Origin of the sequence: Curtobacterium sp. 9128 (assembly GCF_007673775.1) — a bacterium.
Taxonomy (GTDB): Bacteria; Actinomycetota; Actinomycetes; order Actinomycetales; family Microbacteriaceae; genus Curtobacterium.
In genome coordinates, this window is sequence record NZ_VEAF01000002.1 from 162,452 (window position 1) to 187,999 (window position 25,548).

Sequence of the window (25,548 nt, forward strand, 5' to 3'; positions counted from 1 at the left end):
GGTCACGCGTACAGCGGGAACGCGTCGGTGAGGGCCTTCACCCGGGCCGAGAGCGCGTCGATGTCGGGGTCCGGCATGAGCGTCAGCGCGATGATGTCCGCCACCTCGGTGAACTCGGCGTCGCTGAACCCGCGCGTCGCGAGCGCCGACGTGCCGATGCGGACACCCGAGGTGACCATCGGCGGGCGCGGGTCGAACGGGACGGAGTTGCGGTTCACGGTGATGCCCACGGCGTGCAGGAGGTCCTCGGCCTGCTTGCCGTCGACCTCGGACTCGCGCAGGTCGACGAGCACCAGGTGCACGTCGGTGCCGCCGGTGAGGACGTCGATGCCAGCGGCCTTGGCGTCGTCCGCGGTGAGACGGGCGGCGAGGGCCTGGGCACCGCGGATGGTGCGCTCCTGGCGGTCCTTGAACTCCGGGGTGCCGGCGAGCAGGAACGCCGTGGCCTTGGCGGCGATGACGTGCATGAGCGGGCCGCCCTGCTGCCCCGGGAACACCGCCGAGTTGAGCTTCTTGAACAGCGACTCGTCGTTCGACAGGATCAGGCCGGAGCGCGGGCCGGCGAGCGTCTTGTGCACGGTCGAGGAGACGACGTGCGCGTGCGGGACGGGCGACGGGTGCAGACCGGCCGCGACGAGCCCGGCGAAGTGCGCCATGTCCACCCAGAGCTTCGCGCCGACCTCGTCCGCGATCTCCCGGAACTTCGCGAAGTCGAGCTGGCGCGGGTACGCCGACCAGCCGGCGATGATGACCTTCGGCTGGTGCTCGACGGCCTTCGCGCGGATGTCGTCGTAGTCCACCTCGAACGTGGTGGGGTCGACGCCGTACGACACCGCGTTGTAGATGCGGCCGGAGAAGTTGAGCTTCATGCCGTGGGTCAGGTGGCCACCGTGCGCGAGCTCGAGACCGAGGATGGTGTCCCCGGCGGACGCGATGGCGTGCAGGACGGCGGCGTTGGCCGTGGCACCGGAGTGCGGCTGGACGTTGGCGTACGCGGCGCCGAACAGTGTCTTGGCCCGCTCGATGGCGAGCGACTCGGCGACGTCGACGAACTCGCAGCCGCCGTAGTACCGCTTGCCGGGGTAGCCCTCGGCGTACTTGTTCGTCAGGACGGACCCCTGCGACTCGAGCACGGCGCGGGGGACGAAGTTCTCGGAGGCGATCATCTCGAGGTAGTCGCGCTGTCGTCCGAGCTCCTGCTGCAGGACGGCGGCGATCTCGGGGTCGACCTCGGCGAGCGGGGCGTTGAAGGCGGCGCGCGCGGCGGCCTGGGCGGCACCGGCGGACGCGGCCGCGGGCTCGGCAGGTCCGGTCTCGGCGACGAACGGGGGCAGATCGGTGATGGACACGGGACTCCTACGGTGTGCGGACGACCTCGCGGTCGTGCTCGGACGGTCGGTGGGCGCTGCCCAGGCGTACGGCAGCGCTCCGTGTCATGTGTCGCTCCCCGATGGTGACCCATCCAACGCCAGTCGCGACCCCACGATCGTACCGAGCAGCCTCGGCTGTGTCACCCTGGAGACATGACCATGCTGTCCCCGGACGTCGACGAACGCGCCGGCACCCGTGCTGATGCGCCGTGGGTCACCGTGGTCTGGGACGACCCGGTCAACCTGATGACGTACGTGACGTACGTCTTCCAGAGCTACTTCGGGTTCCCGAAGGCGAAGGCCGAACGGCTCATGCACCAGGTCGACTCCGAGGGCCGGGCCGTCGTGGCCACCGGGCACCGCGAGGAGATGGAGCGGCACGTCGAGGCCATGCACGGCTACGGGCTCCAGGCCACGGTCGACCGGGCCCCGGGGGCGTGATCCCGTTCGTCCGTCGAGGTGACGGCATCCACCTCGACATGGCCTCCGGCGAGCGCGCCGTGCTGACGGACCTGACCGAGCAGCTCCGGCAGATCCTCGACGGGGACATGGACTCCGACCCGGTGACGCTCCGGATGTTCCCGGACGCCTACCCCGGGGACCGTGCGGCGAGTGCCGAGTTCCGGCGGTACACCCAGAGCGACCTCCGCACGGCGAAGTCCGCGAACGCGCAGGTCGTGCACGACTGGCTGACGGGGACGAAGGACGGCGCGTTCGCACCGACGGACGAACAGGCGTGGATCCGGTGCCTCACCGACCTCCGCCTGACGATCGCCGACCGACTCGGGATCGTGGACCAGGCGACGGAGGACGCGACCCGGACGGGGAACGGCGGCGTCGGGCTCCGCGACGTCTACGACTGGCTCGGCTTCGTGCAGGAGCACCTCATCACGACGATGACCGAGGACCGCTGACACGACGGTCACGACGCCCGGAGGGGGCCGGGCTCAGCCGAGCAGCTCCCGTCGGTGGTCAGCAGCCCATGCCCGCATCGTGCGGGGCGGGACACCGGTGATCCGCGTGACGTCGTCGCTCATCACGTCGACCCCGTCCAGACCCCGGCGGAGCACCCGACCGAACTGCTGACGCAGCCCCTCGGCCTGCCACGCCGGCACGCCGCCCGCCCGGACCACCGCGCGCCAGACCCGACTCGGCAGCTGCTGCGACCGGACGCGGCGACCGAGCCCGGCGGTCAGCTCCGCCGCGATCCCCCGGGCGTCGAGCGCCGCCGGACCGGTGAGCACGGGTTCGGTGCCGTCGTGGTCGGTGCTGGTGAGGACCGTCGCGGCGGTGCGGGCGATGTCGGCGGTGTCGATCCAGCCCGCGCGGCCGCGCCCCGTGGTGTGCGGGTACCAGCCGCGGTGGATCGCCGGTGCGGAGGGGAGCAGGTTCGTCATGAACGCGGAGGGGTGCAGGATCGTCCAACCGAGTCCGCTCGTGCGCAGGAGGCGATCGGTCTGCCAGGCCGCGGCGGCCCAGGGCATCGGCGAGTGCTCGGCAGCGTCGCCGCCCGACAGGTGCACGACCCTGGTCACACCGGCACGCTGCGCCGCCCGGATCCCGGCGGCTCCGTGTTCCGCCTGGCGGGGGCTGACCGGCGTGACCAGGAACAGGCGGTCCGCGCCCTCGAGCGCCGCGGTGAGGGCGTCGACGTCGTCGAGGTCGGCAAGCCGGGCCTCGATCCCACGACGAAGGAGCGTCTCGACCTGCTCGGGGCGGCGGACGACGGCACGGACCGTGCTCTCCGCGTGCTCGAGCAGGTCGATGGTCTTGCCTCCCACGTCCCCGGTGACGCCGGTGATTGCGATCGTCTCGGTCATGGACCACTCCTTCGGTATCAGTTAACTGTTTCTGGAGACTACGTCGGTAGCATCGGGACGTGCCCAGCAACTTCTCGGTGACGCACGACGACGTCGACGCGATCGCGACCTGGACGGTGGTCCGCGCGGCCCGGGAGCTCGCCCGTCGCCTGGCCGAGGAGCTGGCGCCGCTCGAGCTGTCCCCGGTGGACTTCGGCGCCCTCGTCCAGCTGGCCGCCGGTGGCGAGCTGAACCAGGCCGAACTCGCCCGCGCGGTCGGGGTCCGCGCCCAGAGCATGAGCGCCGTCGTCGGCGCGCTCGAGGCGCGGGGACTCGTCGCGCGCGGTGCTGTGCCGGGCCGAGGACGAGCCTCCCGTCTGCGCCTCACCGACGCCGGACGCGACCTGCTCGCCACGGCGTGGCCGCGCGTGCAGGCGAGCAACGCGTGGTTCGCGGACGACGGCGACGCCGTGGGACGGACGCTCCGTCCGTTCACGAGCCGGGGCACCCTGCGCGGAGCGGCGGACGGCGTCGCCTGATCGGAAGGATGCCTTGCAAGTTCTGCTGCGAAAGTAGTACCGTCACGGTATGGAATCGCACGTCGAGCTCGCCGGCGACCTCCTGACCCTGCACGGGCGGATCCGCCGGACCCTGCTCACCGGCAAGGCCGACGAGGTCACCGCATCGCAGACGGCTGCACTCGGCCGGCTCCTGCGGTACGGCGAGAGCACCGTGGCCGACCTCGCGCGCGCCGAGGGCGTCCGACCGCAGTCGATGGGCGCGACCGTCCAGGGTCTCGTCGACCTCGGCCTGGTCGAGCGGCGCCCGGACCCCGCGGACGGCCGACGGACACTCGTCCGCGCGACCGAGACCGGGGCCCGTGCGCGCGAGGACTCGTGGGCGACCCGCACGGGGGTGCTGGCCGACCGCCTCGCCGCACTCCCCGAGGACGACCGCGCGACCGTGGCCCGTGCCATCGCGATCCTCGCGCCCCTCACCGAACCCTGACCGTCCCTCCCCGGAAGAAGCCCGCCACGTCCACGCCCACCGCGCACCAGCCCGACACCGCCAGCGTCACCACCGGCGGGTCCGGCTTCGGCCCGAAGCTGCTCATCCCCGTCCTGGTCGGCCCGCTCCTCAACCCGATCAACACCACGATGGTGTCCGTCGCCCTCGCGCCGATCTCGCGCGACCTCGGCATCGGCGCGTCCCAGGCGATCTGGCTCGTCGCGGCGCTCTACCTCGCCAGCGCGATCGCGCAGCCGACCATGGGCAAGCTGGCGGACCGCTTCGGGCCGAAGAAGGTGTTCATGGCCGGGCTCGTGGTGGTGGGGGTCGCCGGACTCGTACCGGAGGTCCTGACGGGCTTCGGCGGCGCGGTGTTCGCCCGGGTGCTCATCGGCATCGGGACGTCATCGGCGTACCCGGCGGCGCTCACCACGCTGCGACAGCACTCCGCGCGGATCGGGAAGCCGACCCCGTCGCTCGTCCTCGGTGCCCTGTCGATCACGTCGCTCGTGTCCGCCGCCGCCGGACCGCCCCTCGGTGGTGCGCTCATCGCGGCGTTCGGGTGGCACGCGATCTTCCTGGTGAACGTCCCGCTGGCGGCGTTCGGCCTCGTCGTCGCCGGGCTCTGGCTGCCGTCCGACCGGCTCCGGCCCCGCTACGACGCCGACGTGCCGGTGCTCACCGCGCTCGACCCGTTCGGCATGGTGCTCATGACGGGCACGGTGTCCGCGCTCCTGGTGTTCCTGCTCGACGTCTCGGCGGGGCTCTGGTGGCTCCTCGGCGTCGCCGTCGTGCTGCTCGTCGCGCTCGTGGCGTGGGAGCTCCGCGCCGCGAAGCCGTTCATCGACGTGCGGATGCTCGCCCACAACGGGGCACTGTCCCGCACGTACGCACGGCTGTTCCTCGTCTACATGCTCGCGTACACGATGACGTACGGCTTCTCGCAGTGGGTCCAGGACGTCGCGGGCTACTCGAGCGACGCAGCCGGGTACATCCAGCTCCCCGCCGCGGTCGTCGCCGGGATCGTGTCCTTCGTCGTCGCCCGGAAGACCGCCGTCCGCGGGCCGCTCGTCGTCGCCGCCACGGTGCCGATCGTCGGCGGGCTGCTGCTGCTCGGGCTGCACACCGGGTCGCCCGTCGTGCTGCTCGCCCTGGCGCCGGCCCTGTTCGGCATCCCGCAGGCCCTGGCATCGGTGTCGAACCAGGCGGCGCTGTACCGGATCGTGCCGCCGGAGTCGATCGGGACGGCCGCCGGCCTCTCGCGCACCAGCATCTACATCGGGGCGATCGCCGCCTCGTCGCTCATCGGCGGGGTGTTCGGCCAGGCCCCGACGACGGCGGACCTGCACGTGCTCGGGTGGGTCATCGCGGGGATCGCGGTGCTGCTCACCGTGCTGACGGTGTCCGACCGGGCGCTCGGCGACCGCGCCGCCCGCTGAGCGCGGCGGGCCGTCGCCGTGGTCCGTGGTCCGTGGTGCATCCGCACAACCGGAGGCACGACGCGCAACGCAACGACGCGGCGCGACCGGCTTCCCGTTGTGCGAACGCGGAAGATGCGGCCGGCACCACCGCCGCTCCCCCACAGGCCCGCGGACAGCACCGACTCGTCCACAGGAGGCCCGCCGCGAGGCCGAGCCGCGCCTCCCGGCCGGTAGCCTGAACCGGTGACCGACCCGACCGACGCAACCGCGACGCAGCCCACGCACTGGACCCTCACACTCGTCTGTGACGACCAGCCCGGGATCGTGCACGCCGTCTCCGGAGCGGTCGTCGCGGCGGACGGCAACATCACCGAGTCGCAGCAGTTCTCGAGCGTCGACACGAACACGTTCTTCATGCGTCTGCAGGTGATGGCCCCGGTGGACCGCGCCACGTTCGAAGCCGCACTCGCCCCGGTCGCCGAGCGGTACGGTGCGCGGGTCCAGCTCGACGTGGTGGGCCGACCGCTGCGCACGCTGGTCCTCGTCTCGAAGGCGGGGCACTGCCTGAACGACCTGCTCTACCGGCAGCGGGGTGGGCAGCTCCCGATCGAGGTGCCCCTCGTCCTGTCCAACCACACGGAGCTCGGCGGGTTGGCGTCGTTCTACTCGGTGCCGTTCGAACACCGGCCGGTCACCGACGCGGCGAGCAAGCAGGCGATGGAACAGCGCATCCTGCAGGCGGTGCAGGAGCACGACATCGAGCTCGTCGTCCTCGCCCGGTACATGCAGATCCTCTCGCCGGAGCTCTGCGCCGCGCTCGAGGGCCGCGCCGTCAACATCCACCACTCCTTCCTGCCCGGCTTCAAGGGTGCGAACCCGTACCGGCAGGCGCACGCCCGCGGGGTGAAGCTGATCGGCGCGACGGCGCACTTCGTCACGAGCGACCTCGACGAGGGCCCGATCATCGAGCAGAACGTCGTCCGCGTCGACCACACGAAGGACCCGTCCGAGCTCGTGTCGATCGGCCAGGACGAGGAGTCCCGCACCCTCACCCAGGCGGTGCGCTGGATCGCGGAGGACCGCGTCCTCCTCGACGGCGCACGCACGATCATCTTCAAGTAGGACCCACCATGAGCAACGCACCACGCTCACCCCTCGACTGGGGCGACACCCCGGATCCGTCCGCGATCGGCAAGCCCCGGCGCGAGTTCGACGCGTGGAAGGTCCTCCGGGTCGTCGTCTGCACGTTCGGCCTGCTGTCGCTGGCGTACTGGGGCTACATCGCGTGGCCGTTCCCGATGCCCGGCATCCTGTTCATGATCGGCGCGCCGGTCTTCGCGATGCTGGTCTGGTACTTCTTCCGGTCGCCGCGGTCCCCCATCGAGACCGACATCGTCGGCAAGACCATCGTCGAGGTGGCGCTGGTGATCGCGGCTGGTGGCTGCTGGGTCTCGATCGGGCACCCGGTGGTGGGCCTGGTCTTCGTCGTGGTCGCAGCGGTCTCCGGGATCGTCACGTTCCGGCAGGAGACCCGATGACCGGCCTGGAGGCCCGACGCGCGCTGGTCCGCGCCGCCCACGTCGTCGACGTGGCCGGGTCCACCGCCGACGGCTGGGTCCTCCTCGACGGTGACACCATCCGAGCGGTCGGCTCCGGTGCCGACGCCCCGACGGCGGACGCGGTCCTCGACCTCGGCGACGCGGTCCTCACCCCGGGCTTCATCGACCTGCACGGGCACGGCGGCGCGACCGAGTCCTACGAGGACGACGACGTCGCCGCGGCCCTCGCGATGCACCGGTCGCACGGCACGACCCGTTCGGTGCTCTCCCTCGTCGCCAACCCGGTCCCGGACACCGCGGCGTCGCTCGCCCGGATCCGCACCCTGATGCACGACGACCCGCTCGTGCTCGGCGCCCACCTCGAGGGCCCGTTCCTCTCCCCGCACAACAAGGGCGCCCACAACGAGGCGTTCCTGGTCGATCCGACGCCGGCGTCCGTCGATGCCCTGCTGTCGGCCGGCGACGGGGTCGTCCGCCAGGTCACGATCGCCCCGGAGCTGCCCGGCGCGATCGACGCGGTCCACCGTCTCGTCGCCGCGGGTGTGGCCGTCGCGGTCGGGCACACCGTGGCCACGTACGACCAGGCCCGGGCGGCGTTCGACGCCGGCGCGACGATCCTGACCCACGCGTGGAACGCCATGCCGGGGCTGCACCACCGCGCACCCGGGCCGATCGGCGCGGCCGTCGCCGACGATCGCGTGACGCTCGAGCTCATCCTGGACGGCGTGCACGTGCACCCCGTCGTCGCCACGGCGCTGATGCGGGCCGCTCCGGGCCGGGTGGCACTCATCACCGACGCGATGGGGGCCGCCGGCGCCGCGGACGGGTCCTACCGACTCGGCTCGCTCGACGTGACCGTGACCGACGGGGTGGCGCACGTCGCCGGGACGGACACGATCGCGGGATCGACGCTCACGCAAGACGTCGCGCTGCGGAACGCCGTGACGCTCGTCGGTCGTCCGCTGCCCGATGCTGTCGCGGCGCTCACGAGCATCCCGGCCGGGGCGCTCGGACTCGGCGACCGGCTCGGGCGCCTCGCTCCGGGGTTCGCCGCCGACCTCGTGGCGCTGTCGCCCGAGCTCGCGGTGCAGCGCGTGTGGGCAGACGGACGAGCGCTGCGCTGATCCGCCCCTGACCGATCCCGTGCCGTTCCGCTCGGCCTGACGACGACTGCACGTGCGGGCGCGCGTGCGGTCGTCGTCCACGCGAGCAGGTCCCACCGGATCGCCGCGCGGTCAGCCCGCCGCGCGGTCAGCCCGCACCGCGATCAGACCGCCGCGCGCTCGACGACCCCCGCCACGAAGGCCCGGACCCGGTCCCGGAACGCCGGGTCCGCCGCGGCGCCGCGGACCGGCACGGGGTGGAGACGACGGTCCGAGCGCCGCAGTGCCGGACCGATGAAGGTGCCCTCGGGGACGTCGGCCGCCGTCGCTGCCCACAGCGTGGAGCGGGCACCGTCCTCGGCGGTGCGGGCTGCGAGCCGCGCGACCCGGCCGGCGAGCCTGGCGCCGAGGGTCTCGGCCTGCCCGTTCATCCCCGTCGCGGCGATGCCCGGGTGCGCCACGACCGACCGGACCGGCGACCCCGATGCCCGCAGCCGCAGCCCGAGGTCCACCGCGAGGGCAGCAGCCGCGGTCTTCGAGTCGGTGTACGCCGCGAACTGCCGGTAGCGCTCCGGCCGGTCGACCGCGTCGAGGTCCGGCACCCGGGACGTCCGCTGCGACAGGTTCGACCCGACGAGCACGACGCGCGGCGCCGGGCCGCCGAGGACGGGCAGCATCGCCTCGGCGAGGACCGCGGGCCCGACGACGTTCGTCGCCCAGGTGCGCTCCACCCCGTCGACGCTCCGGGCGAAGCGTGGGACGGAGACGCCCGCGTTGTTGACGAGTGCGTCGACGACGACCCGGTCGTCGTCGAGGCCGTGGACGAACGCCCTGACCGAGGCGACGGACGCGGTGTCGAGGAGCCGTGCCTCCAGACCGTCCAGGGCGGGCAGGACGCGAGCGGCCTTGTCGAGGTCCCGGACACCGGCGACGACGCGCGCACCGGCGGCGGCGAGACGCGTGGCGACGACGAGACCGAGGCCGCCGGTCGCGCCGGTCACGACGACGGTCCGGCCGTGCTGGTCGGGCATCTGGGCGGGTTCCCACGGGAAGGGCTGCATGGTGACTCCTGACGAAAGCGGATGGATGATCCGGAACGGTAGCACAACCGGATAGACTGTCCGCATGGTCGAACTCGCCCGCCCGGACTCCCTCCGCTCCGACGCGCTCCGGAACCGGTCGGCCCTGCTCGAGGTCGCCCGCCAGCACCGAGACCGAGGCGAGCCGGCGCAGCTCAACGCCGTCGCGCGCGAGGCCGGCGTCGGTGTCGGGACCGCCTACCGGCACTTCCCGACCCAGCAGCACCTGCTCGAGGCACTGGCGATCGACGGGTTCGAGGCGATGCTCGACCGTGTGCGCGTCGCGGTGGTCCTGCCGGACCCCGAGGACGCCTTCCGCGGCGTCGTCACGGCGGCGTTCCACGGGATGGTCGAGGACACGGCCCTCGGCGACCTCCTCACCGACGGCGGCTTCTCGTGCGCGGACACGACGGCACTCGCCGGCGACCTGGTCGACGAGGTGCGCGCGCTGCTGGAGCGGGCCTCGGCCGCCGGGGTCGTCCGGGCCGACGTCGGGCCGGACGACCTCCGTCGGCTCATCTGCGGGGTGCGGACGGCCGCCACCGCGGGCGGCGTGCCGGTGCCGGATCCTGAGCGGTACGTCGACATCCTGCTCGCCGGGCTCCGACCACTGCGAGGATGAGCCCCATGAGCGTGATGGTCTCCCTGTTCGACGCCAGCCGGTCCCGCACGAGCGAGAAGTACACGGCATACCCACCGGACGTGCTGCCGATGTTCGTCGCGGAGATGGACAGCTCCCTCGCCGAGCCCGTACGGGATGCCCTCGTGGCCGCGGTCAGCGCCGGGGACACCGGGTACGTGGGGCACGGGCGCGCACTGCCCGAGGCGTTCGCGGACTTCGCGGCCGACCGGTGGGGGTGGCGGGTCGACCCCGACCTGGTCCGGACGACCACCGACGTGTCCGTCGCGGCGGTGGAGGTCCTCCGTCGGGTGATCGAACCCGGCGACCAGGTCGTCGTCATGCCGCCCGTGTACCCGCCGTTCTGGGACTACGTCACCGAGGCCGGCGGCTCCGTGACCGAGGTCCCGCTCATCGCGCCGGAGGGGGAACCCGATCCGTTCGACACGACCGCCGGGTGGCGGATGGACCTCGACGGCATCCGGCGCGCGTTCACCGACGGTGCTCGCACGGTGCTGCTCTGCAACCCGCACAACCCGCTCGGGCTCGTCCACGACCGCGACGCCCTCGTGGCGCTGGCGCAGCTCGCCGCCGAGTTCGACGCCGTGGTGGTCTCCGACGAGATCCACGCGCCGCTCGTGCACGCCGACGCGACCTTCACGCCGTTCCTCGACTCGTGCCCGGAGGCCGCTGCGCTCGGCGTCGCCCTGACGAGCGCGAGCAAGGCGTGGAACACCGCCGGCACGAAGTGCGCCCTCATGGTCGGCGCGTCAGACCGGGCGCGCGGGTGGTTCGACGGACTGCCGGCCGAGGTCGTCGAACGCACCAGCATCCTCGGCTACACGGCCAGCGTCGCCGCGTTCCGGGAGGGCGGCCCCTGGCTGGCGTCCCTGCTGGCCGAACTCGCCGCGAACCGGAGGATCCTCGCCGAGGAACTCGCCACGGCCCTGCCCGGTGCGCGAGCCCGACAGCCGCAGGCGTCGTACCTGTCGTGGATCGACATGACCGCCCTGCCGTGGGGCGACGACCCCGCGGCAGCGCTGGTCGACGAGGCCCGGGTCGCGCTCGCCAGCGGGCCGGCCTTCGGGCGGCAGGGGCGCGGCTTCGCGCGGCTCAACTTCGGGTGTTCGGAGGAGACCCTGCGCGAGGGGCTCTCCCGCCTGCACGCCGCGTACGACGCACGACGCTGAGCCACGGGTCGGCCCCGCGGCGGGCCGACCTGACCGGCGCCGCGGCTACTCGAACCGCTGCCAGGACGGCTTGTTCGCGTACGTGTACCGGTAGTAGTCGGCCAGGCGCAGCCCGGCGGCGGCCTCCTCGTCGACGACGACGGTGGCGTGCTCGTGCAGCTGCAGCGCGCTCCCCGGCACGAACGACGACAACGGCCCCTCGACCGCCGCAGCGACCGCGTCCGCCTTCGCCGACCCCTGCGCCACCAGCACCAGCTCCCCCGCCTCGAGGATCGTGCCCAACCCCTGCGTCATGCAGTGCGTCGGCACCTGGTCCGGGCTGTCGAAGAACCGAGCGTTGGCTTCGCGCGTCGACGGTGCGAGCGTCTTGATCCGCGTCCGCGAGGCGAACGAGGACGTCGGCTCGTTGAACCCGATGTGTCCGTTGGCCCCGATGCCGAGGATCTGCACGTCGATCCCGCCGGCTGCACGGATCGCCGCGTCGTACTCCTTCGCCGCGAACTCGATGTCGTCAGCACGCCCGTCCGGCACGCGGACCCGCGACTGGTCGAAGCCGAGCGGCTCGACGACGTCCCGCGCGATGACACTCGCGTACGACTCGGGGTGTTCCTCCGGGATCCCGACGTACTCGTCCAGGGCGAACCCCCGTGCAGCGGCGAAGGAGATCTCCCCCGCCTCCACTCGACGCCGCAGGTCGGCGTAGATGCCCTGCGGACTCGACCCGGTCGCGAGACCGATCACGGCGGACGGCTTCTTCGCCACGACCGAAGCGATCTTCGCCGCAGCGACGCGACCGACCTCGGCAGGCGTGGGCAGGATGATGATCTCCACACGACCACCCTACTGGTCATGACCAGTCCCGGACAGGGTGGATCAGTAGCGTGGTGCCATGCCGACGCCTGACTTCGTCCTGTCCCTCCGCCGAGCGATCGGCCACGACCCGCTCTGGCTCACCGGCGTGACCGCGGTGGTCACCCGCGGCGAGGGGCCGGACCGCGAGCTCCTCGTCGTCCGCCGTGCCGACACGGGGGCGTACACGCCGGTCACGGGCATCGTCGATCCCGGCGAGGAACCCGCCGTCGCCGCGGAGCGCGAGGTCCTCGAGGAGGCCGACGTCGTCGCGGTCGCCGAACGCCTGGCGTGGGTGCACGTCCTGCCGGAGATGACCTACCCGAACGGTGACCGGTCGCAGTACATGGACCTCGTGTTCGCGTGCCGGTGGGAGTCGGGCGACCCGTTCCCCGCCGACGGCGAGAACACCGAGGCGTTCTGGGCCCGCCTGGACGCCCTGCCCGAGATGGGCGCCGACATGCGTGCCCGGGTGGCGGCGGCGCTGGCCGACGAGGGCCCGACCCGCTTCGAGCGCTGACGGGAGGCGCGGGGCGGGCCCGCCCCGCGCCTCCCGTCAGCGCGCTACGCGATCGGAGCGACCGCCACCGGGGCGCCGAGCAGGCGGACGGCGACGGGGTCGCCCGTGGCGCGGCGGTCCCCGACGTCGTGCTGCACGGTCACGACGGTGTCGTCGTCGAGCCGGACCGTCGTGCGGCGGATGGACCCGAGGAAGCTCGACGCGACGACCGTGCCGGTGACGCCCTCCGACGCGAAGGCGACGTCCTCCGGGCGGACGTAGGCGATGACCGGGCCGTCCGTCGCCGCCGGGTCGAGGGCCGGCACGCGGAACCCGTACACGAACACGTCCCCGCTCCGGAGGTCGCCGCGGAGCCGGTTCGACTGCCCGACGAAGTCCGCCGTGAACGCGGACGACGGTGCCCGGTACAGCTCCTCCGGTGTGCCGATCTGCTCGATGCCGCCGGCGTTCATCACCGCGATCCGGTCGGAGACGGCGAGCGCCTCTTCCTGGTCGTGGGTGACGAACACCGTGGTGATGCCGAGGTCGGACTGGATGCGCCGGATCTCGTCGCGGAGGGACACCCGCACCTTGGCGTCGAGTGCCGACAGGGGTTCGTCGAGCAGCAGCACCCGGGGCCGGGTGACGAGCGCACGGGCGAGGGCCACGCGCTGCTGCTGACCCCCGGAGAGCTGGTGTGGGTACCGGTCGGCGAAGTCCGCCAGGTGCACCATGTCGAGCGCGTCGATCACCCGTTCGCGCCGCGCGGCAGCCGGGACCCGCCGCATCTCGAGGCCGAACGCGACGTTCTGCCGCACGGTCATGTGCGGGAACAGCGAGTACTGCTGGAAGACCATCCCCATGTCGCGCTTGTTCGCCGGCGTGCTCGCGACGTCGGTGCCGTCGATGCGGATCGCGCCCGCGTCGACGGACTCGAGGCCGGCGAGCGCACGGAGCGCGGTCGTCTTGCCGCAGCCCGACGGGCCGAGGAGCGACAGGAACTCCCCCGGCTCGATGCGGAGTGACAGGCCGGCGAGCGCGAGGTGCGTGCCGTAGCGCTTCTCCACGGCCTCGAGCTCGACGACGGCGCCGGTCTGGGCCAGCGAGGCCGGGGCGACGGGGGTGATGGTGGTCATGCGGACTCCTTGGTGGGGCGGCGACTGCCGATCCGCCCGATGGCGACGAGCAGCACGAAGCCGAACACGAGTGCGCCGAGCGAGAAGATCGCCGAGACGTACGGGTCGGTCTGCTGCACGAGCACGAGCGCCGTCTGGAACGTCGTGCGGGAGAGGAACGAGGCGAGCGTGTACTCGCCGAGGACGACCGTGATCGCGAGGAAGCACGCGGCGAGGATGCCGCGGCGGAGGTTCGGCAGCAGCACCCGGCGGGTGACCGTCCACCACGAGGCGCCGAGCGACCGGGCCGCCTCGGACAGCGTCGTCATGTCGGTCGCGGTGATCGCCGCGGCGATCGGGCGGAACGCGAAGGGCAGCGCGACGATCCCGATGGCGAAGGACAGCGTCCACGCCCCGGACCCGAGGACCTGCGAGACGACCTGGTAGACGGGCACGAAGCCGACGACGAGCACCACGGCGGGGACGGTGATCGGCACGATGCAGACGAACTCGAGGACCCGACGGAGCCGCGGGTACCGCAGTGCCGTGACGACCTGCGCGGGGAGGAGCACGAGCAGCACGATCGCGACGGTGATCAGGGCGATCACGAGGCTGGCACCGAGGCCGTCGAACACGGGCTGGTACGTCGCCTGGTTCACCGGGTCGACGATCGCGGCGTAGTGCGCGCCGGTGAGGGCGCCGGTGGTGCCCTGGCGGAACGTGAACTGCACGAGCGCGAGCAGCGGCACGGCGAAGACCACGCCGACGACGACCAGGACGACCACGGCGGCGCTCCGGGACGGCGCCGCGCCGAACCGTCGCGCGGTGGGACGTGACCGACGTGCGTCGACCTGCTCGGGGCGAGCCGAGCCTCCCGTCCCGCTCATCGCTGCCACCTGGCGGCCCGGCGCTGCAGGAGCGAGTAGGCGCCCATCACGACCGCCATCACGACGACCATGCCGAGCGCCAGGACCCCGGCGACGTTCTGCAGCCCGATGATCGTCTCGCTGGTGAGCTGCGCGCGGATCGTCAGCGGCACGATGCCGCCCTGCGAGATGAGCGCGGCGGCGGTGGCGAACGACGAGAACCCGTTCGCGAACAGGAGCAGCAGCGACCCCCAGAACGCCGGGGCGAGCACGGGCACCGCGATCCGGCGCCAGTACGTGGCGCGGGACGCTCCGAGTGTCGCGGCGGCCTCGCCCCACTGCGTCTTCACGCCCTCGAACGCCGGCATGAAGGTCAGCACCATCAGCGGCACCTGGAAGTACACGTAGGGGATGACGAGTCCGGGGACCGTGTAGAGGAACGCACCTCCGGCATTGAGGTCCCAGTGGAAGACCGACGCGAGCCACGCCGTCACGAGGCCCTGGGTCCCGATCGTCGCGATGAACGCGAACGCGAGCATCACGCCGCCGAACTGGGCGAGGACGCTCGCGGCCGAGTCGATCATCGACCGGACGACGCCGTCGGGGCGGAGCGCCGAGAGCGCCCAACAGACGACGGCCCCGATGACCGCGCCGATCACGGCCGACACCGCCGACAGGCCGGCGGAGGCGCCGAACGCCCGGAGCACGCTGGGGTCGGCGAACGCGGCGAGGTTCGCCAGCGTCGGCGTCCCCGACGCGTCGAAGAACCCGCTGCCGACCGCGATCGCCGCCGGGACGGCGAGGAACAGCAGGACGTAGGCGGCGAACGGGGTGAGACCGAGCCACGCGACGCCGCCGCGTCGCCGGACACGGGGTCCGACGCCGCGGCGGGCGGTGGCACCGGCCTGCTCGCTCGTGACGAGCGTCGCGCCGACGGTGGGCGCTGGGGCCGATGCGGTGGTCATGCCGGTCAGGAGCCCATCGTGGCGGACCACTTGGCGGCGAGGACCTCGGCGGCCTTGGTCACCTGTGCGTCGGAGAGCTCGACGTAGTCCTTCGGCGCGCCACCGGCGGCGTCGAGGGCGTCCTGGTCGACCTTGCCCGACTTCTCCAGCGCGGCGAGGGTCGAGGGGAAGGCGCCGGCCTGCAGGTACAGGTTCTGCACGTCGGGGCTGGCGATGTACTCCTGCCACAGGCGCGCGGCGGCGGGGTGCGGGGCGTCCTTGTTGATCGCCTGCGAGTAGTACGAGCCGAGCGCCTGCCCCTCCGGCACGACGGTCTTCCAGTTCTGGTTGCCGGAGGACCCCGCGGCCGGGCCCCACGCCAGGTTGTTGTACGACCACTGGATGACGACCGGGGTCTCCCCGGAGGCGACCGTCGCCTGCGTCGGCAGCACGTTCTGGAAGTTGCCGGCCTGCTTGAGCTTGCCGAAGTAGTCCACGCCCTTGGTGATGTCGTCGGCCGAGCCGCCGTTCTCGAGCGCCGCGAGGTAGACGGCGCTGGCGGCCTGGTTCGCCTGGGTCGGGTCGCCGGAGATCGAGACCTTGCCCTTGTACTCGGAGCCGAGCAGGTCGCCCAGGTCCTTCGGCGCGCTCCTGATCTTCGACGAGTCGTACCCGATCGACATCAGGCCCGTGTAGTCGCGGGTCCACTTGCCGTCCGCGTCCTTGAGGTCCGTGGGGATGTCGTCCCAGTTCGCCACCTTGTAGTCCGTCAGCAGGTCGAGGTTCTGCTGCAGCACCGCGTTGCCGAGGTCGAGCACGTCCGGTGCGGTGGACTGGCCCTTCTGGGACTTCACGGCGGAGACCTCGTCCGCGCTCGACCCGTTCGGGTTCGCGGAGGTGACCTTGATGTCGTACTTCTTCGTGAAGCCGTCGATGATCTTGCCGTAGTTGGCCCACGACGGCGGCAGCGCGATGACGTTCAGCTGTCCCTCCGCCTTCGCGGCCTTCACGAGTGCGTCCATGCCACCGGCGCTCGCGGCGCTCGTCGCGGTCTTCCAGTCGGAGTCGGAGCCGGAGGCGGCGGAGCTCGTCGCCGAGCAGCCGGCGAGGGTGACCACGGCTGCGGCGGCCAGGGCGAGGCCGGCGAGGGTGCGCTTGTACTGCACGGGAGGTGCCTTTCGGGTTCATCGGGCCCGGGGACCGGGTTCGCCATGATCGTGGCCCCGGCCGGTTTCCGGCCCGTGCTCGGAGGGTGAACGGTGGCGGAACGGCGGGTGCGGCGGTACGGTCGGCGCACGCGGCGCGTTGCGGGCGGCGCGGCGGGTGACGGACTGGAGGCTCGGGTGGAGTTCACGACGACGGTGCTGCAGGCACGGAAGACCGCGACCGGACTGCCGGTGCCGGCCTCGGTCATCGACGCGCTCGGCGCCGGCAAGCGCCCACCGGTGGTCGTCACCCTGGACGGCGGCTACACCTACCGGTCGACGGTGGGTGTGATGCAGGACCAGTTCCTGGTCCCGCTGTCCGCCGAGCACCGTGCGGCCGCCGGGGTCGCAGCCGGCGACTCGGTCGTGGTCACGATCGAGATCGACACGCTCCCCCGGTCGGTCGACCTGCCCGAGGACCTCGCGGCAGCGCTCGGTTCGGCCGGTGTCCGGGCGGCGTTCGACACGCTCTCGAACTCGCGGCAGCGCGCGCTCGTCGACCCCGTCGTGCAGGCTAGGGCGCCGGAGACCCGGCAACGGCGGATCGAGAAGGCCGTGGAGTCGCTGCGGGGCTGAGGTCTCCGACGGTGGCAGCCGTCCTTTCGCGCTCAGCGACACCTCACGGGCGCGCACGGCCGTGAACTGTCGGTGAGCGCGTGAGGACGTCGGGACGCGCGCGCAGCTGCACCCGCCCGCCCGCGCGCCTCAGGCGCCGAACTCGACCAGCACGCGCGGGATCTCGGCGAGCAGTTCGCTCGCCAGGTACCCCATCGGTCCGACCTGCACCGCGAGCCGGTCCCCGGCTGCCGCGTGCACCTGCGTCGCCCACGCCGTGGCCTGCGCGACGTCGGCACCCCGGGCGAGGAGACCCGTGATCGCCCCGGAGAGCACGTCACCGCTCCCGCTGGTCCCGAGCCCGCCGGCCCCGGTGCCCTTCGACCACGTGCGACCGTCGGGTGCGGCGACGACCCCGCCGAGCGACACGACCGCTCCGTAGCGGTCGGCGATCTCCAGCGCGTCGGCCAGGTCGTCGCCCTCGGACCCGTCCTGCCGGCCGAGGAGCCGCGCGGCCTCGCCGGAGTTCGGCGTCATCACGAGCCGCCCCCGGAGCGGTGCGAGTGCGTCGTGGAGGTCCGCTGCGACACCGAGCGCGAAGGCGTCGAGCACGACGACGGTCTCCGCGCCGACCGAGCCGGCGACCCCGCGGACGAGGTCACGGCTGCCGTCCGGCTCGTCGAGCCCCGGGCCGACGAGCACCGCGTCGGCAGTGCCGAGGTCGTCGACGAGCACGCCGACCGCGCCGACGGCCACGTGTCCGCCGTCGTCCTCGTCGAGGGGCTGGACGCCGGACTCGGGCAGGGCCACCGCGACGTGTGCGGACACGCTCCGGGCGACCGCGAGCGTGAGGCGGCCACCGCCGACCCGCAGCGCCGCGGTGGCGGAGAGCATCGCCGCGCCGGGGGTCTTCGCGGCACCGCCGACGACGAGGACCTGCCCGCGGCCGTACTTGCTGCCGCCCGGTTCCGGCAGCGCCCACGAGCGGAGCAGGTTCGGGGTGATCGGTGTCGGGTCAGCGGACACGGGCATCGTCCTTCCGGCCGCTGTGCTCGGTGACCTCGGCGTCGGCGTCCTCGGCGAGGTGCTCGACGGCGGAGAACTCCTCGAGCGTCCACGGTGCCCCGACCGCGTCGCGGCGGAGCCGGGTCAGCGAGGCGTTCGCGACGGTGTGCGTCGCGGCGAAGTCCATGAGCGCGTGTTCGTCGAGGTCGAGACAGGTCGACACGACGAGCATGACGACGGCGTCGTGCGCGGCGACCAGCAGCCGCTCCGGGCCGTCGAGCCGGTCCACGTCGACGAGCACCGAGCGCAGCCGGAGCACGACGTCCGCCCACGACTCGCCGCCGGCCGGCCGGTGGTAGTACTTCCCGAGCCACTGCCGACGGCGTTCCTCGTCCGGGTGCAGGTGCTGCACGCCCGTGCGGGTGAGGAGGTCGAGGACCCCGAGCTCGCGGTCGCGCAGCCGTTCGTCGACGCGACGCGGCGGCTCGGAGAGACCCCCGGAGCGGAGCGCGATGTCGATCGTCTGCTGCGCCCGGAGGTACGGGGACACCCAGAGCGCGACCGGGACGTCGTCGACCCCGCGCTCCGCGAGCTCCGGACCGAGGGCGCGCGACTGCTCCTCGCCCAGCGGGCTCAGCGGGACGTCGGCATCGCGGTGGTCGACCTCGATGACGTCGGCGCCTGCGGCCTCGGCGCGGGCTGCGGCGACGTTCGCGGTGGACTCCCCGTGGCGGACGAGCCAGATCTCGGTGACTGCCATGCCGCCACGGTAGGCCCCGGCGGATCACACCGCGGACAGGAACGTCCGGCGCGGGTCGAGCGCCGCGAACAGGAACGTCCGGAGGTGGTCGGGCGACCCGACCGCCTCCGGACGGTTCGACCCCCGACGCGCGGGTCGGCCGCCGGCCCTCTCCCCAGAACCGGCGACCCGCCCCACGCGGGGACCTGCGCACGGAGCTGCCACTCCGCGCGACACGATGCCGGACGGACGCACCCGTGCCCGTCCGGCGTCGCGGTCTCTACGCCCGCCGCACCCGCAGCGTGACGATCTCGAACGGCCGGAGCGTCAGGACGACGGGGTCCCCGGCGTCCCACGAGCCCGTCAGCGGGCGCTCCAGCAGGTCGACCTCGGTCACCGAGGCGACGTCGAAGCCGAAGTCCACCGCCACGTCCGTCGCCCGGCCGCCGAGCGCCTCGTACAGGCGCACGACGACGTCACCGGAACGGTCCTCGGCGAGCTTCACGGCCTCGACGAACACCTGCGGCGACGAGACCCGCACGAGCGGCTCGACGGTCGCGGACCCCGCGACCGACCGCACCGGCAGGTTGAGCCGGTAGCCGGAGTCGGCGGCGTCGAGCACCGACGCCCCCACACGCAGCACCGTGCGGAACACGTGGTGCCCCTGGTCGGCGTGCGGGTCGGGGAACGTCGGCCCGCGCAGGAGCGACTCGCGGACGACGGTCGTCGTGCCACCGTCGGCCCGGGTCGCCCGGGTGATGTCGTGCCCGTAGGTGGAGTCGTTCGCCACGGCGACGCCGAACCCGGGCTCGGCGACGTGCACCCAGCGGTGCGCGCTCGTCTCGAAGCGGGCGAAGTCCCACGAGGTGTTCTGGTGCGTCGGTCGGTCGATGTGCCCGAACTGGATCTCGCTCGAGGCCTGGTCGGCCTTGAGGTCGAGCGGGAACGCGAGCTTGAGGAGCTTCTGCTGCTCGTGCCAGTCGACCTCGGTCTCGACGGTCAGCTCCGGCTGTCCGGCAACGGCCGAGTAGCGGGTCGTCACGGTCGACGAACCCACCGACCGCACGACCACGACGGTGTCCCCCTCGATCTCGACGCTCGACGCGGTGAGCGGGTTGCCGTTGCGCTGGTAGGCGCGGTCGATGTCCCACGCCTCCCACTGGTTCGGGGTGTCCCGGAACAGCGTGTACTCCGCGGCGGCGGCGCCCGGAGCGATGGCGTCGCGGCCCGTCGCCCGCTCGACGAACGACACGACGTGGCCGGCAGCATCGATGGTCGCCGTGACGACGCCGGTGTCGAAGACCAGGTGGTCGCCCGAGCGGACGGGAGGCACGGCCTCCGTGGACACGACGACGGAACCACCCAGGGCGGTTGCGCTACCCGCGGAGACGGGCGAGGCGTTGAACTGGACGACGGAGCCGTCGGCTGCGCCGCCGGCGAGCGCCGACGTCGCGGTGCCGATCAGTCCCTCGAGCACCTCGGCGACCCTGGCGTAGTTCTCCTCGGCGTTCTCGTACACCCAGGCGATGGAGGACCCGGGCAGGATGTCGTGGAACTGCTGGAGCAGCACCGTGTGCCACGCGTCCTCGAGTTCCGCGTACGGGTACTCCGCACCGAGTCGCACGGCTGCCGTCGCCGCCCAGAGCTCGGCCTCGCGGAGGAGGTGCTCGGACCGGCGGTTGCCCTGCTTGGTCCGGATCTGCGACGTGTAGGTCCCGCGGTGGAACTCGAGGTACATCTCACCGGACCACACGCCGGGGACCGGGAGCGCACGCTCGAGCTCCTCGAAGACCTGTGCCGGGGTGCCGAGGTCGACCCGCGGCGAGCCGTCGAGGTCGTGCTGGCGGTGGGCCGCGGCGAGCATCTCGCGCGTGGGGCCGCCGCCGCCGTCCCCGAAGCCGTAGAGCAGCATCGACGTGTTCGCGGTGCCGCGCTCCTTGTTCTGTCGCTCGCCGCGGTGCAGGTCCGCCGGCGAGACGTCGGAGTTGTAGGTGTCCGCCGGCGGCAGGTGCGTCAGGATGCGCGAGCCGTCGATGCCCTCCCAGTGGAACGAGGTGTGCGGGATGACGTTGGTCTCGTTCCACGACGGCTTCTGCGTGACGAACCACTTCGAGCCGGCGGCGCGGACGATCTGCGGGAGTGCCCCGGTGTACCCGAACGAGTCCGGCAGCCAGGCCTCCGGCGTGTCCACCCCGAACTCCTCGAGGAAGAACCGCTTGCCCGCGACGAACTGCCGGGCGAGCGCCTCGCCACCCGGGAGGTTCGTGTCGGACTCGACCCACATCCCGCCGACGGGGATCCACCGCCCCTCGGCGACCCGCTCCTTGATGCGCGCGAAGATCGAGGGGTACTCGTCGCGGATCCAGGCGTACTGCTGCGCGGAGGAGCACGCGAAGGTGAACTCCGGGTCGCGGTCCATCAGGTCGAGCACGTTCGAGAACGTCCTGGCGCACTTGCGCTTGGTCTCCCGCACCGGCCAGAGCCACGCGGAGTCGATGTGGGCGTGTCCGACGGCGATCGCGCGGTGTGCGGCCCCGGATGCGGGCACGGCGAGCGCCGGCGCCAGCGCCGCCCTGGCGTCCGCGGCGGTCCCGGCGACGTCGTCGGGGTCGAGGGCATCAGCTGCCCGTTCGAGCGCCCGGAGGACGTCGGCGCCGCGGGTGCCGTCGGTCGGCAGCTCGGCCATCAGCCCGCGCAGGACCCAGACGTCCTGCTGCAGCTCCCAGACGGTGTCGTCGCGCTCGGCCACCTCGACCGCCGTGAGCCGGTAGATCGGCTCGTCGCCCGCGGTCGACCGGGACCCGAGCGGGGTCGCACCCTGGAAGGAGTCGCCACCGATGTCCGGGTTGGCGCCGGCCTCGACGTAGAGCTCGAACGACTCCCCGGGCGCCACCTGCAGCGGGACCGCGTTGTTCCACGGCTGGATGGCCTTGATCGTCGTGCCGTCCGGCCGGAACGCCAACCCCTCCGCCTGGAACCCCGGGTGTCGGCCCGAGAACCCGAGGTCGACGTGCAGCTCGGCGGTGGTGCCGTCGGCGGTGCCGAAGTCCTCGGGCACGGTGCCCGTGATCCGGAACCACGTCGTGCCCCACGGCCGGCCGCCCCACGGGTCCCCGATGGTGAACGGCGTGAAGTCCTGGGTGAGGGCGACGTCGACGGGGACCGGCTCGTCCGGCACCTCCCAGGCCTCGACCGTGACGGGCGCGGTCCGCCGGTACACCGCGGGGTCGATGCGGTCGCGGACGAGGCGGGCGATGCGTGCCTCGACGAGGGGTTCGTCCTTGTGCATGGTCTTCCTCCAGGGGCGTCGTCGTTGTCACACCCCCGGTTACTCCACCGTATTGACTTATTTGTTGTCAAGGGTCGTCGGCCGATCGGTGGAGAACGGCGGAAGGTGGCCAGCCCGGGGAGGAGTCGCGACCGGGCGCGGTTCAGATCGGAGTCGCGCCGCCCCGCACGGTGATGCCGCCGGACGCCGGCACGTCGACGAGCAGGATGCTCGGACGTCCGACGTGCCGGCCCTGGCGGATGACGATCCGGTCCCCCGCCGCCGCACGGCCGATCGCGCGCAGGTAGGCGCCGGTGGAGGCTGCCGCCGACCCGGTCGCGGGGTCCTCCGTGATGCGGCCGGCCGGGAAGAGGTTGCGCGCCTCGTACTCCCCCGGGCAGGTCGGGTGGAGCACGGTGACGGTCCCCGCCCACCCGCGCTCGCGCTTGAGCTCGGCGAGCGCGACCGGGTCGAACCGGAACTGGTGGAACAGCTCGGCGTCGGCGAGGACCACGACCGGGTGCCGGTTGCCGGCGAAGGACTCCAGCAACGGGTACCCCGCGGCGACGTCGTCCGTCGTCAGCCCGAGCAGGTGCAGCAGCGGTGCCGCGTCGAAGGGCCGGACGTCGGGCTCGACGCTCGTCATCGCCACCTCGACATCGCCGTGCTCGTCCACGACCGTGTCGAGCGCGATCGCCCCCGCCGCGGTCGCGAAGACCCGCGGACCTGTGCCGTGCCGCTCGGCGAGCGCCACCGCGAGGGCGACGGTCGCGTGGCCGCAGAACGGGACCTCGGCGGCCGGGGAGAAGTAGCGGACGCGGGGACCGTCGTCGGTCCATCCGGTGACGAACACGGTCTCCGGGTACCCGACCTCGGCCGCGACGGCCTGCATCGTCACGGCGTCGAGCTCCGCGGCGTCGAGCACGATGCCGGCGGGGTTGCCGCCGCCGGGCTCGGCGGCGAACGCGGTGTAGCGGAGGACCTCTGGCTGCATGCGTCCAGGGTCCCACGCCGCCGGGGTCGGAACCGCTCCCGACGTGGGACGGGAGGCGCGGTGCCGGCCGACACCGCGCCTCCCGACCGGTGACCGCCTACGCGGCGCTGGCGCGGCGGCGGCGTGCGACGAGCACACCGGCCCCCGCTGCGAGGAGCAGCAGTGCTGCGACGACGGCGCCGCCGAGGTCTGCACCGGTGTACGCGAGCGCCCCCGGACGCGCGGTGGCACCGCCACGGTCACCGACCGCGGTGGGCAGGACCGGCGTGGTGCCGCCACCCTGCTGCGGACCGGTGCCGGCGGCCGGACCGGTCGGGTCGGTCCCCGGCTCCGTCGGGTCGGTGCCCGCATCGTCCGTCCCCGGGAAGGTGCCCGCACGCAGCGAGGAGCCGTCGGTGTCGTTGTCGTCCGCGTAGAACGTCCGGCGGACGCCGTCGACGCTGCCGTCGGTGATCGCGAAGCCCTCGTTGGCGAGCGCGCGGTCCGCGTTCGCCGGCGCCTCGTACACGGTGTCGAGCGTGAAGACACCGTCCTGGATCGTGTACAGCGCCGTGCGGCCGGAACAGGCGTCGTCGCAGACGACCCAGAGCGCGTCGAGCGTGGGGTCGAACTGCACCTCGGCGACGACCGCGAACGGCGACGCGATCGTGGCGACGCGCTGGAACGAGCCGTCGTCCATCAGGGCGTAGCCGTACGTGCTCGCGGTGCCCTCGACGCCGACGAAGAACAGACCGGCACCGTGCCCGGGGTAGCTCGACGGCGCGTAGGCGGCACCGGTGTGCTCGTCGACGAAGCCCTGCGCGGTGAGCCAGGAGTCCGGGATCCAGGTGACGCCCTCCAGGCCGGCGTTCGCGCCGAGGCCCGGGAAGTCCGCAGCCAGGTCCCACTCGTCGGTGGCGTCCAGGGCCGACTCGGACCCGTCCTGCGTGGCGAAGCGGAGGACCGCGGGTCGGCTCGTCGACGACACGTCGTTGTCGCGCTCGGTCGAGACGTAGACCGCACCGGGATCGTCGCCGGTCACCGTCACCCCCTCGGCGTCCGGCGTGCCGGAACCGTCGGCGTAGTGCAGCTCGGTGCCCGCGGTGTTCGCGGGCGCCCAGCCGCCCCTGCCGTCGGAGACGATGCGGTAGAGCAGGCCGTCGCCGTTCTGCACGCCCCAGAGGACGCCCCCACCGGGAGCGGTGGACGAGGACTGCCAGTCGAGGCCGCTGAGGTCGACGGAGAAGGTGTCCTCGGCGTCGAGCGCGGTCTCGTCCGGGCTGCCCGGCCACGCCTCGGCCGTCACGACGCCGGCGAAGCGGTTCGCGGCGCCCTTGGTCGGCGCAGCGGTCTCGGCGAAGTCGCCGGTGCCGTCGGGGTTGCGGCCGTAGGTCGTGGCTGCGTGTGCCGTCCACGAGTACCCGTCGACCTGGGTGCCGTTCGGGTCGAACAGGCGGACGGCGTCGGCCTTGCCGAGTCCGAAGCCGAAGGCCGACTCGTCGAGCACGGTGAAGCCGCCGGGAGCGACGGTCGTGCCCGCCGGGATGCGGTAGGCGTGGTCGTCCTCGCTGTCCTTCAGGACGTAGCCGCCGAGGTCCACCGCGGTCGTGCCGGTGTTCGTCAGCTCGACCCAGTCGCCCGGTGTGCCGTCCTGCGACTCGACCTCGTTGATGCGCACCGGCGAGGAGCAGTCGTTCGCGGCACCCTTGGTCGAGCGCGTCGTGTCGACGAACGCGCCGGAGCCGTCCGGGCAGCGGCCGTCGGTGACCGCCGCGTGGTCCTGGTAGGCGTGGTCGAGGACGAGTGCGCCGGAACGGTCGAAGATCCGGACCTCGTCGGGGTTGCCCAGACCGAAGTCGAACCCGGGCGCTGTCGTCGACTTCTGGTTCAGCACGAACCACCCACCCGGTGCGACGACCGAGCCCGTCGGCAGCACGTACGGAGTGTGTGCGTCGCTGTCGTCGAGCATCGAGAACCCGCTGATGTCGATCGCGACCGCCGAGGTGTTCTTCAGCTCCACCCAGTCGACGTCGTCGCCGTTCGACTCGACCTCGTTGATGACGAGCCCGGCGGGGGCGGCTGCGGCGGGGGCCGCTGCGGGCACCGCTGCGGCCCCCGGTCCCGCTGTCGAGGTCGGTTCCGCTGTCGGGGTCGGGGCGACGGCGGCCGGGTCAGCGGCGGCGGGCGCAGTGCTCGTCTCCGCGGCGGACGCGGCGGGCGCGCTGGTCTCGACGTCGGACGTGGCGGCGGGCGCGCTGGTCTCCGCGTCGGGCGCGGCGGACGCGGCGGCGGGCCCGCTGGCGAGGACACCGGCGACGAGCACGGCGCAGGTCGCGGCAGCGGCACCGATGCGCTGGACTGGGGTGGGCATGCAGGATCCTC

General features: G+C 73.0%; 25 protein-coding genes and 1 riboswitch. Of the genes, 12 read left to right on the forward strand and 13 right to left on the reverse strand.

Features of this window, described 5'->3' with window-relative positions:
* Nucleotides 1–2: 2 nt before the first annotated feature.
* Complete coding sequence (glyA, locus tag FS641_RS04000; RefSeq protein ID WP_260855678.1) at nt 3–1,349, reverse strand: serine hydroxymethyltransferase; 1,347 nt, start codon at nt 1,347–1,349, stop codon at nt 3–5.
* Between the two features lie 51 nt (nt 1,350–1,400).
* A riboswitch (ZMP/ZTP riboswitch) is annotated at nt 1,401–1,486 on the reverse strand.
* Between the two features lie 37 nt (nt 1,487–1,523).
* Between glyA and clpS the strand changes: the two genes are divergently transcribed.
* The gene (gene clpS / locus FS641_RS04005; protein WP_144760300.1) at nt 1,524–1,811 is read left to right on the forward strand and encodes an ATP-dependent Clp protease adapter ClpS; all 288 of its coding nucleotides are present in this window, start codon (nt 1,524–1,526) and stop codon (nt 1,809–1,811) included.
* Nucleotides 1,808–2,284: a DUF2017 family protein gene (locus FS641_RS04010; RefSeq protein WP_144760303.1), complete on the forward strand. Its 477-nt coding sequence runs from the start codon at nt 1,808–1,810 to the stop codon at nt 2,282–2,284. Before clpS ends, FS641_RS04010 begins: the two co-directional genes overlap by 4 nt.
* Nucleotides 2,285–2,317: 33 nt before the next feature.
* Here the strand turns inward: FS641_RS04010 and FS641_RS04015 are convergent, their stop codons facing one another.
* A complete protein-coding gene (locus FS641_RS04015) occupies nt 2,318–3,190 on the reverse strand; it encodes an NAD(P)H-binding protein (RefSeq protein ID WP_144760305.1) in 873 nt (290 codons plus the stop codon).
* Nucleotides 3,191–3,249: 59 nt separating this feature from the next.
* Here FS641_RS04015 and FS641_RS04020 point away from each other — a divergent pair, with 59 nt between their 5' ends.
* The 6 genes from FS641_RS04020 (at nt 3,250) to nagA (ending at nt 8,281) form a co-directional block, all read left to right on the forward strand.
* Nucleotides 3,250–3,708, forward strand: coding sequence for a MarR family winged helix-turn-helix transcriptional regulator (locus FS641_RS04020; protein ID WP_144760308.1), 459 nt, complete (start codon nt 3,250–3,252; stop codon nt 3,706–3,708).
* 49 nt (nt 3,709–3,757) lie between these two features.
* Nucleotides 3,758–4,177 (forward strand): MarR family winged helix-turn-helix transcriptional regulator, encoded by a 420-nt coding sequence (locus FS641_RS04025; RefSeq protein WP_144760311.1) that lies wholly within the window; start codon nt 3,758–3,760, stop codon nt 4,175–4,177.
* Complete coding sequence (locus FS641_RS04030; RefSeq protein ID WP_260855679.1) at nt 4,066–5,616, forward strand: MFS transporter; 1,551 nt, start codon at nt 4,066–4,068, stop codon at nt 5,614–5,616. The genes FS641_RS04025 and FS641_RS04030 overlap by 112 nt, the downstream gene beginning before the upstream one ends.
* Nucleotides 5,617–5,841: 225 nt before the next feature.
* On the forward strand, nt 5,842–6,720 hold the full coding sequence (gene purU / locus FS641_RS04035) for a formyltetrahydrofolate deformylase (protein ID WP_144760317.1): 879 nt from the start codon (nt 5,842–5,844) through the stop codon (nt 6,718–6,720).
* Between the two features lie 8 nt (nt 6,721–6,728).
* Complete coding sequence (locus FS641_RS04040) at nt 6,729–7,136, forward strand: YrdB family protein (RefSeq protein WP_144760320.1); 408 nt, start codon at nt 6,729–6,731, stop codon at nt 7,134–7,136.
* A complete protein-coding gene (gene nagA / locus FS641_RS04045) occupies nt 7,133–8,281 on the forward strand; it encodes an N-acetylglucosamine-6-phosphate deacetylase (protein WP_144760323.1) in 1,149 nt (382 codons plus the stop codon). The genes FS641_RS04040 and nagA overlap by 4 nt, the downstream gene beginning before the upstream one ends.
* A 143-nt stretch (nt 8,282–8,424) precedes the next feature.
* Here the strand turns inward: nagA and FS641_RS04050 are convergent, their stop codons facing one another.
* Complete coding sequence (locus tag FS641_RS04050) at nt 8,425–9,321, reverse strand: SDR family NAD(P)-dependent oxidoreductase (RefSeq protein WP_186317570.1); 897 nt, start codon at nt 9,319–9,321, stop codon at nt 8,425–8,427.
* A gap of 64 nt (nt 9,322–9,385) precedes the next feature.
* Between FS641_RS04050 and FS641_RS04055 the strand changes: the two genes are divergently transcribed.
* The gene (locus tag FS641_RS04055) at nt 9,386–9,961 is read left to right on the forward strand and encodes a TetR/AcrR family transcriptional regulator (protein ID WP_144760329.1); all 576 of its coding nucleotides are present in this window, start codon (nt 9,386–9,388) and stop codon (nt 9,959–9,961) included.
* A 5-nt stretch (nt 9,962–9,966) separates the two neighbouring features.
* Nucleotides 9,967–11,148 carry a MalY/PatB family protein gene (locus tag FS641_RS04060; RefSeq protein ID WP_144760332.1) on the forward strand — a complete coding sequence of 394 codons (1,182 nt, stop codon included), beginning with the start codon at nt 9,967–9,969 and terminating at the stop codon, nt 11,146–11,148.
* Between the two features lie 45 nt (nt 11,149–11,193).
* Here the strand turns inward: FS641_RS04060 and nagB are convergent, their stop codons facing one another.
* The gene (nagB, locus tag FS641_RS04065) at nt 11,194–11,979 is read right to left on the reverse strand and encodes a glucosamine-6-phosphate deaminase (protein WP_144760335.1); all 786 of its coding nucleotides are present in this window, start codon (nt 11,977–11,979) and stop codon (nt 11,194–11,196) included.
* A gap of 58 nt (nt 11,980–12,037) precedes the next feature.
* Between nagB and FS641_RS04070 the strand changes: the two genes are divergently transcribed.
* Nucleotides 12,038–12,517: an NUDIX domain-containing protein gene (locus tag FS641_RS04070; RefSeq protein WP_144760337.1), complete on the forward strand. Its 480-nt coding sequence runs from the start codon at nt 12,038–12,040 to the stop codon at nt 12,515–12,517.
* A 44-nt stretch (nt 12,518–12,561) separates the two neighbouring features.
* Here FS641_RS04070 and FS641_RS04075 read toward each other — a convergent pair whose 3' ends face one another.
* From FS641_RS04075 to FS641_RS04090, 4 genes are read right to left on the reverse strand one after another with little or no spacing between them, the layout of a single operon-like run.
* Nucleotides 12,562–13,632 (reverse strand): ABC transporter ATP-binding protein, encoded by a 1,071-nt coding sequence (locus tag FS641_RS04075; protein ID WP_144760340.1) that lies wholly within the window; start codon nt 13,630–13,632, stop codon nt 12,562–12,564.
* A complete protein-coding gene (locus FS641_RS04080) occupies nt 13,629–14,498 on the reverse strand; it encodes an ABC transporter permease (RefSeq protein ID WP_144760343.1) in 870 nt (289 codons plus the stop codon). The genes FS641_RS04075 and FS641_RS04080 overlap by 4 nt, the downstream gene beginning before the upstream one ends.
* A complete protein-coding gene (locus tag FS641_RS04085; protein ID WP_144760346.1) occupies nt 14,495–15,442 on the reverse strand; it encodes an ABC transporter permease subunit in 948 nt (315 codons plus the stop codon). The genes FS641_RS04080 and FS641_RS04085 overlap by 4 nt, the downstream gene beginning before the upstream one ends.
* A gap of 5 nt (nt 15,443–15,447) precedes the next feature.
* Entirely contained in the window at nt 15,448–16,587 is a 1,140-nt protein-coding gene (locus FS641_RS04090) for an ABC transporter substrate-binding protein (protein WP_144760349.1), read from the reverse strand.
* A 177-nt stretch (nt 16,588–16,764) separates the two neighbouring features.
* Between FS641_RS04090 and FS641_RS04095 the strand changes: the two genes are divergently transcribed.
* Nucleotides 16,765–17,202: a YdeI/OmpD-associated family protein gene (locus tag FS641_RS04095; RefSeq protein ID WP_144760352.1), complete on the forward strand. Its 438-nt coding sequence runs from the start codon at nt 16,765–16,767 to the stop codon at nt 17,200–17,202.
* 129 nt (nt 17,203–17,331) lie between these two features.
* Here the strand turns inward: FS641_RS04095 and FS641_RS04100 are convergent, their stop codons facing one another.
* The 5 genes from FS641_RS04100 to FS641_RS04120 all read right to left on the reverse strand — a co-directional run bounded on the left by FS641_RS04100 (nt 17,332) and on the right by FS641_RS04120 (nt 25,537).
* Nucleotides 17,332–18,213, reverse strand: a complete 882-nt coding sequence (locus FS641_RS04100; RefSeq protein ID WP_144760355.1) for an NAD(P)H-hydrate dehydratase — start codon at nt 18,211–18,213, stop codon at nt 17,332–17,334.
* Nucleotides 18,197–18,946, reverse strand: coding sequence for a histidine phosphatase family protein (locus tag FS641_RS04105; protein WP_144760358.1), 750 nt, complete (start codon nt 18,944–18,946; stop codon nt 18,197–18,199). The genes FS641_RS04100 and FS641_RS04105 overlap by 17 nt, the downstream gene beginning before the upstream one ends.
* 259 nt (nt 18,947–19,205) lie before the next feature.
* Complete coding sequence (locus FS641_RS04110; protein WP_144760361.1) at nt 19,206–22,214, reverse strand: glycoside hydrolase family 38 C-terminal domain-containing protein; 3,009 nt, start codon at nt 22,212–22,214, stop codon at nt 19,206–19,208.
* A gap of 142 nt (nt 22,215–22,356) precedes the next feature.
* Nucleotides 22,357–23,187 carry a PhzF family phenazine biosynthesis protein gene (locus FS641_RS04115; protein WP_144760364.1) on the reverse strand — a complete coding sequence of 277 codons (831 nt, stop codon included), beginning with the start codon at nt 23,185–23,187 and terminating at the stop codon, nt 22,357–22,359.
* Nucleotides 23,188–23,284: 97 nt separating this feature from the next.
* Nucleotides 23,285–25,537 (reverse strand): lamin tail domain-containing protein, encoded by a 2,253-nt coding sequence (locus FS641_RS04120; RefSeq protein ID WP_144760367.1) that lies wholly within the window; start codon nt 25,535–25,537, stop codon nt 23,285–23,287.
* Between the last annotated feature and the right edge of the window lie 11 nt (nt 25,538–25,548).

Coding starts and splice junctions, on each gene's coding strand:
- clpS (WP_144760300.1), top strand. CDS start 1,524: ATGACCATGCTGTCCCCGGACGTCGACGAACGCGCCGGCACCCGTGCT.
- FS641_RS04015 (WP_144760305.1), bottom strand. CDS start 3,190: ATGACCGAGACGATCGCAATCACCGGCGTCACCGGGGACGTGGGAGGC.
- FS641_RS04025 (WP_144760311.1), top strand. CDS start 3,758: ATGGAATCGCACGTCGAGCTCGCCGGCGACCTCCTGACCCTGCACGGG.
- FS641_RS04040 (WP_144760320.1), top strand. CDS start 6,729: ATGAGCAACGCACCACGCTCACCCCTCGACTGGGGCGACACCCCGGAT.
- nagA (WP_144760323.1), top strand. CDS start 7,133: ATGACCGGCCTGGAGGCCCGACGCGCGCTGGTCCGCGCCGCCCACGTC.
- FS641_RS04050 (WP_186317570.1), bottom strand. CDS start 9,321: ATGCAGCCCTTCCCGTGGGAACCCGCCCAGATGCCCGACCAGCACGGC.
- FS641_RS04055 (WP_144760329.1), top strand. CDS start 9,386: ATGGTCGAACTCGCCCGCCCGGACTCCCTCCGCTCCGACGCGCTCCGG.
- FS641_RS04060 (WP_144760332.1), top strand. CDS start 9,967: ATGAGCGTGATGGTCTCCCTGTTCGACGCCAGCCGGTCCCGCACGAGC.
- FS641_RS04070 (WP_144760337.1), top strand. CDS start 12,038: ATGCCGACGCCTGACTTCGTCCTGTCCCTCCGCCGAGCGATCGGCCAC.
- FS641_RS04075 (WP_144760340.1), bottom strand. CDS start 13,632: ATGACCACCATCACCCCCGTCGCCCCGGCCTCGCTGGCCCAGACCGGC.
- FS641_RS04080 (WP_144760343.1), bottom strand. CDS start 14,498: ATGAGCGGGACGGGAGGCTCGGCTCGCCCCGAGCAGGTCGACGCACGT.
- FS641_RS04085 (WP_144760346.1), bottom strand. CDS start 15,442: ATGACCACCGCATCGGCCCCAGCGCCCACCGTCGGCGCGACGCTCGTC.
- FS641_RS04100 (WP_144760355.1), bottom strand. CDS start 18,213: ATGCCCGTGTCCGCTGACCCGACACCGATCACCCCGAACCTGCTCCGC.
- FS641_RS04105 (WP_144760358.1), bottom strand. CDS start 18,946: ATGGCAGTCACCGAGATCTGGCTCGTCCGCCACGGGGAGTCCACCGCG.
- FS641_RS04110 (WP_144760361.1), bottom strand. CDS start 22,214: ATGCACAAGGACGAACCCCTCGTCGAGGCACGCATCGCCCGCCTCGTC.
- FS641_RS04115 (WP_144760364.1), bottom strand. CDS start 23,187: ATGCAGCCAGAGGTCCTCCGCTACACCGCGTTCGCCGCCGAGCCCGGC.
- FS641_RS04120 (WP_144760367.1), bottom strand. CDS start 25,537: ATGCCCACCCCAGTCCAGCGCATCGGTGCCGCTGCCGCGACCTGCGCC.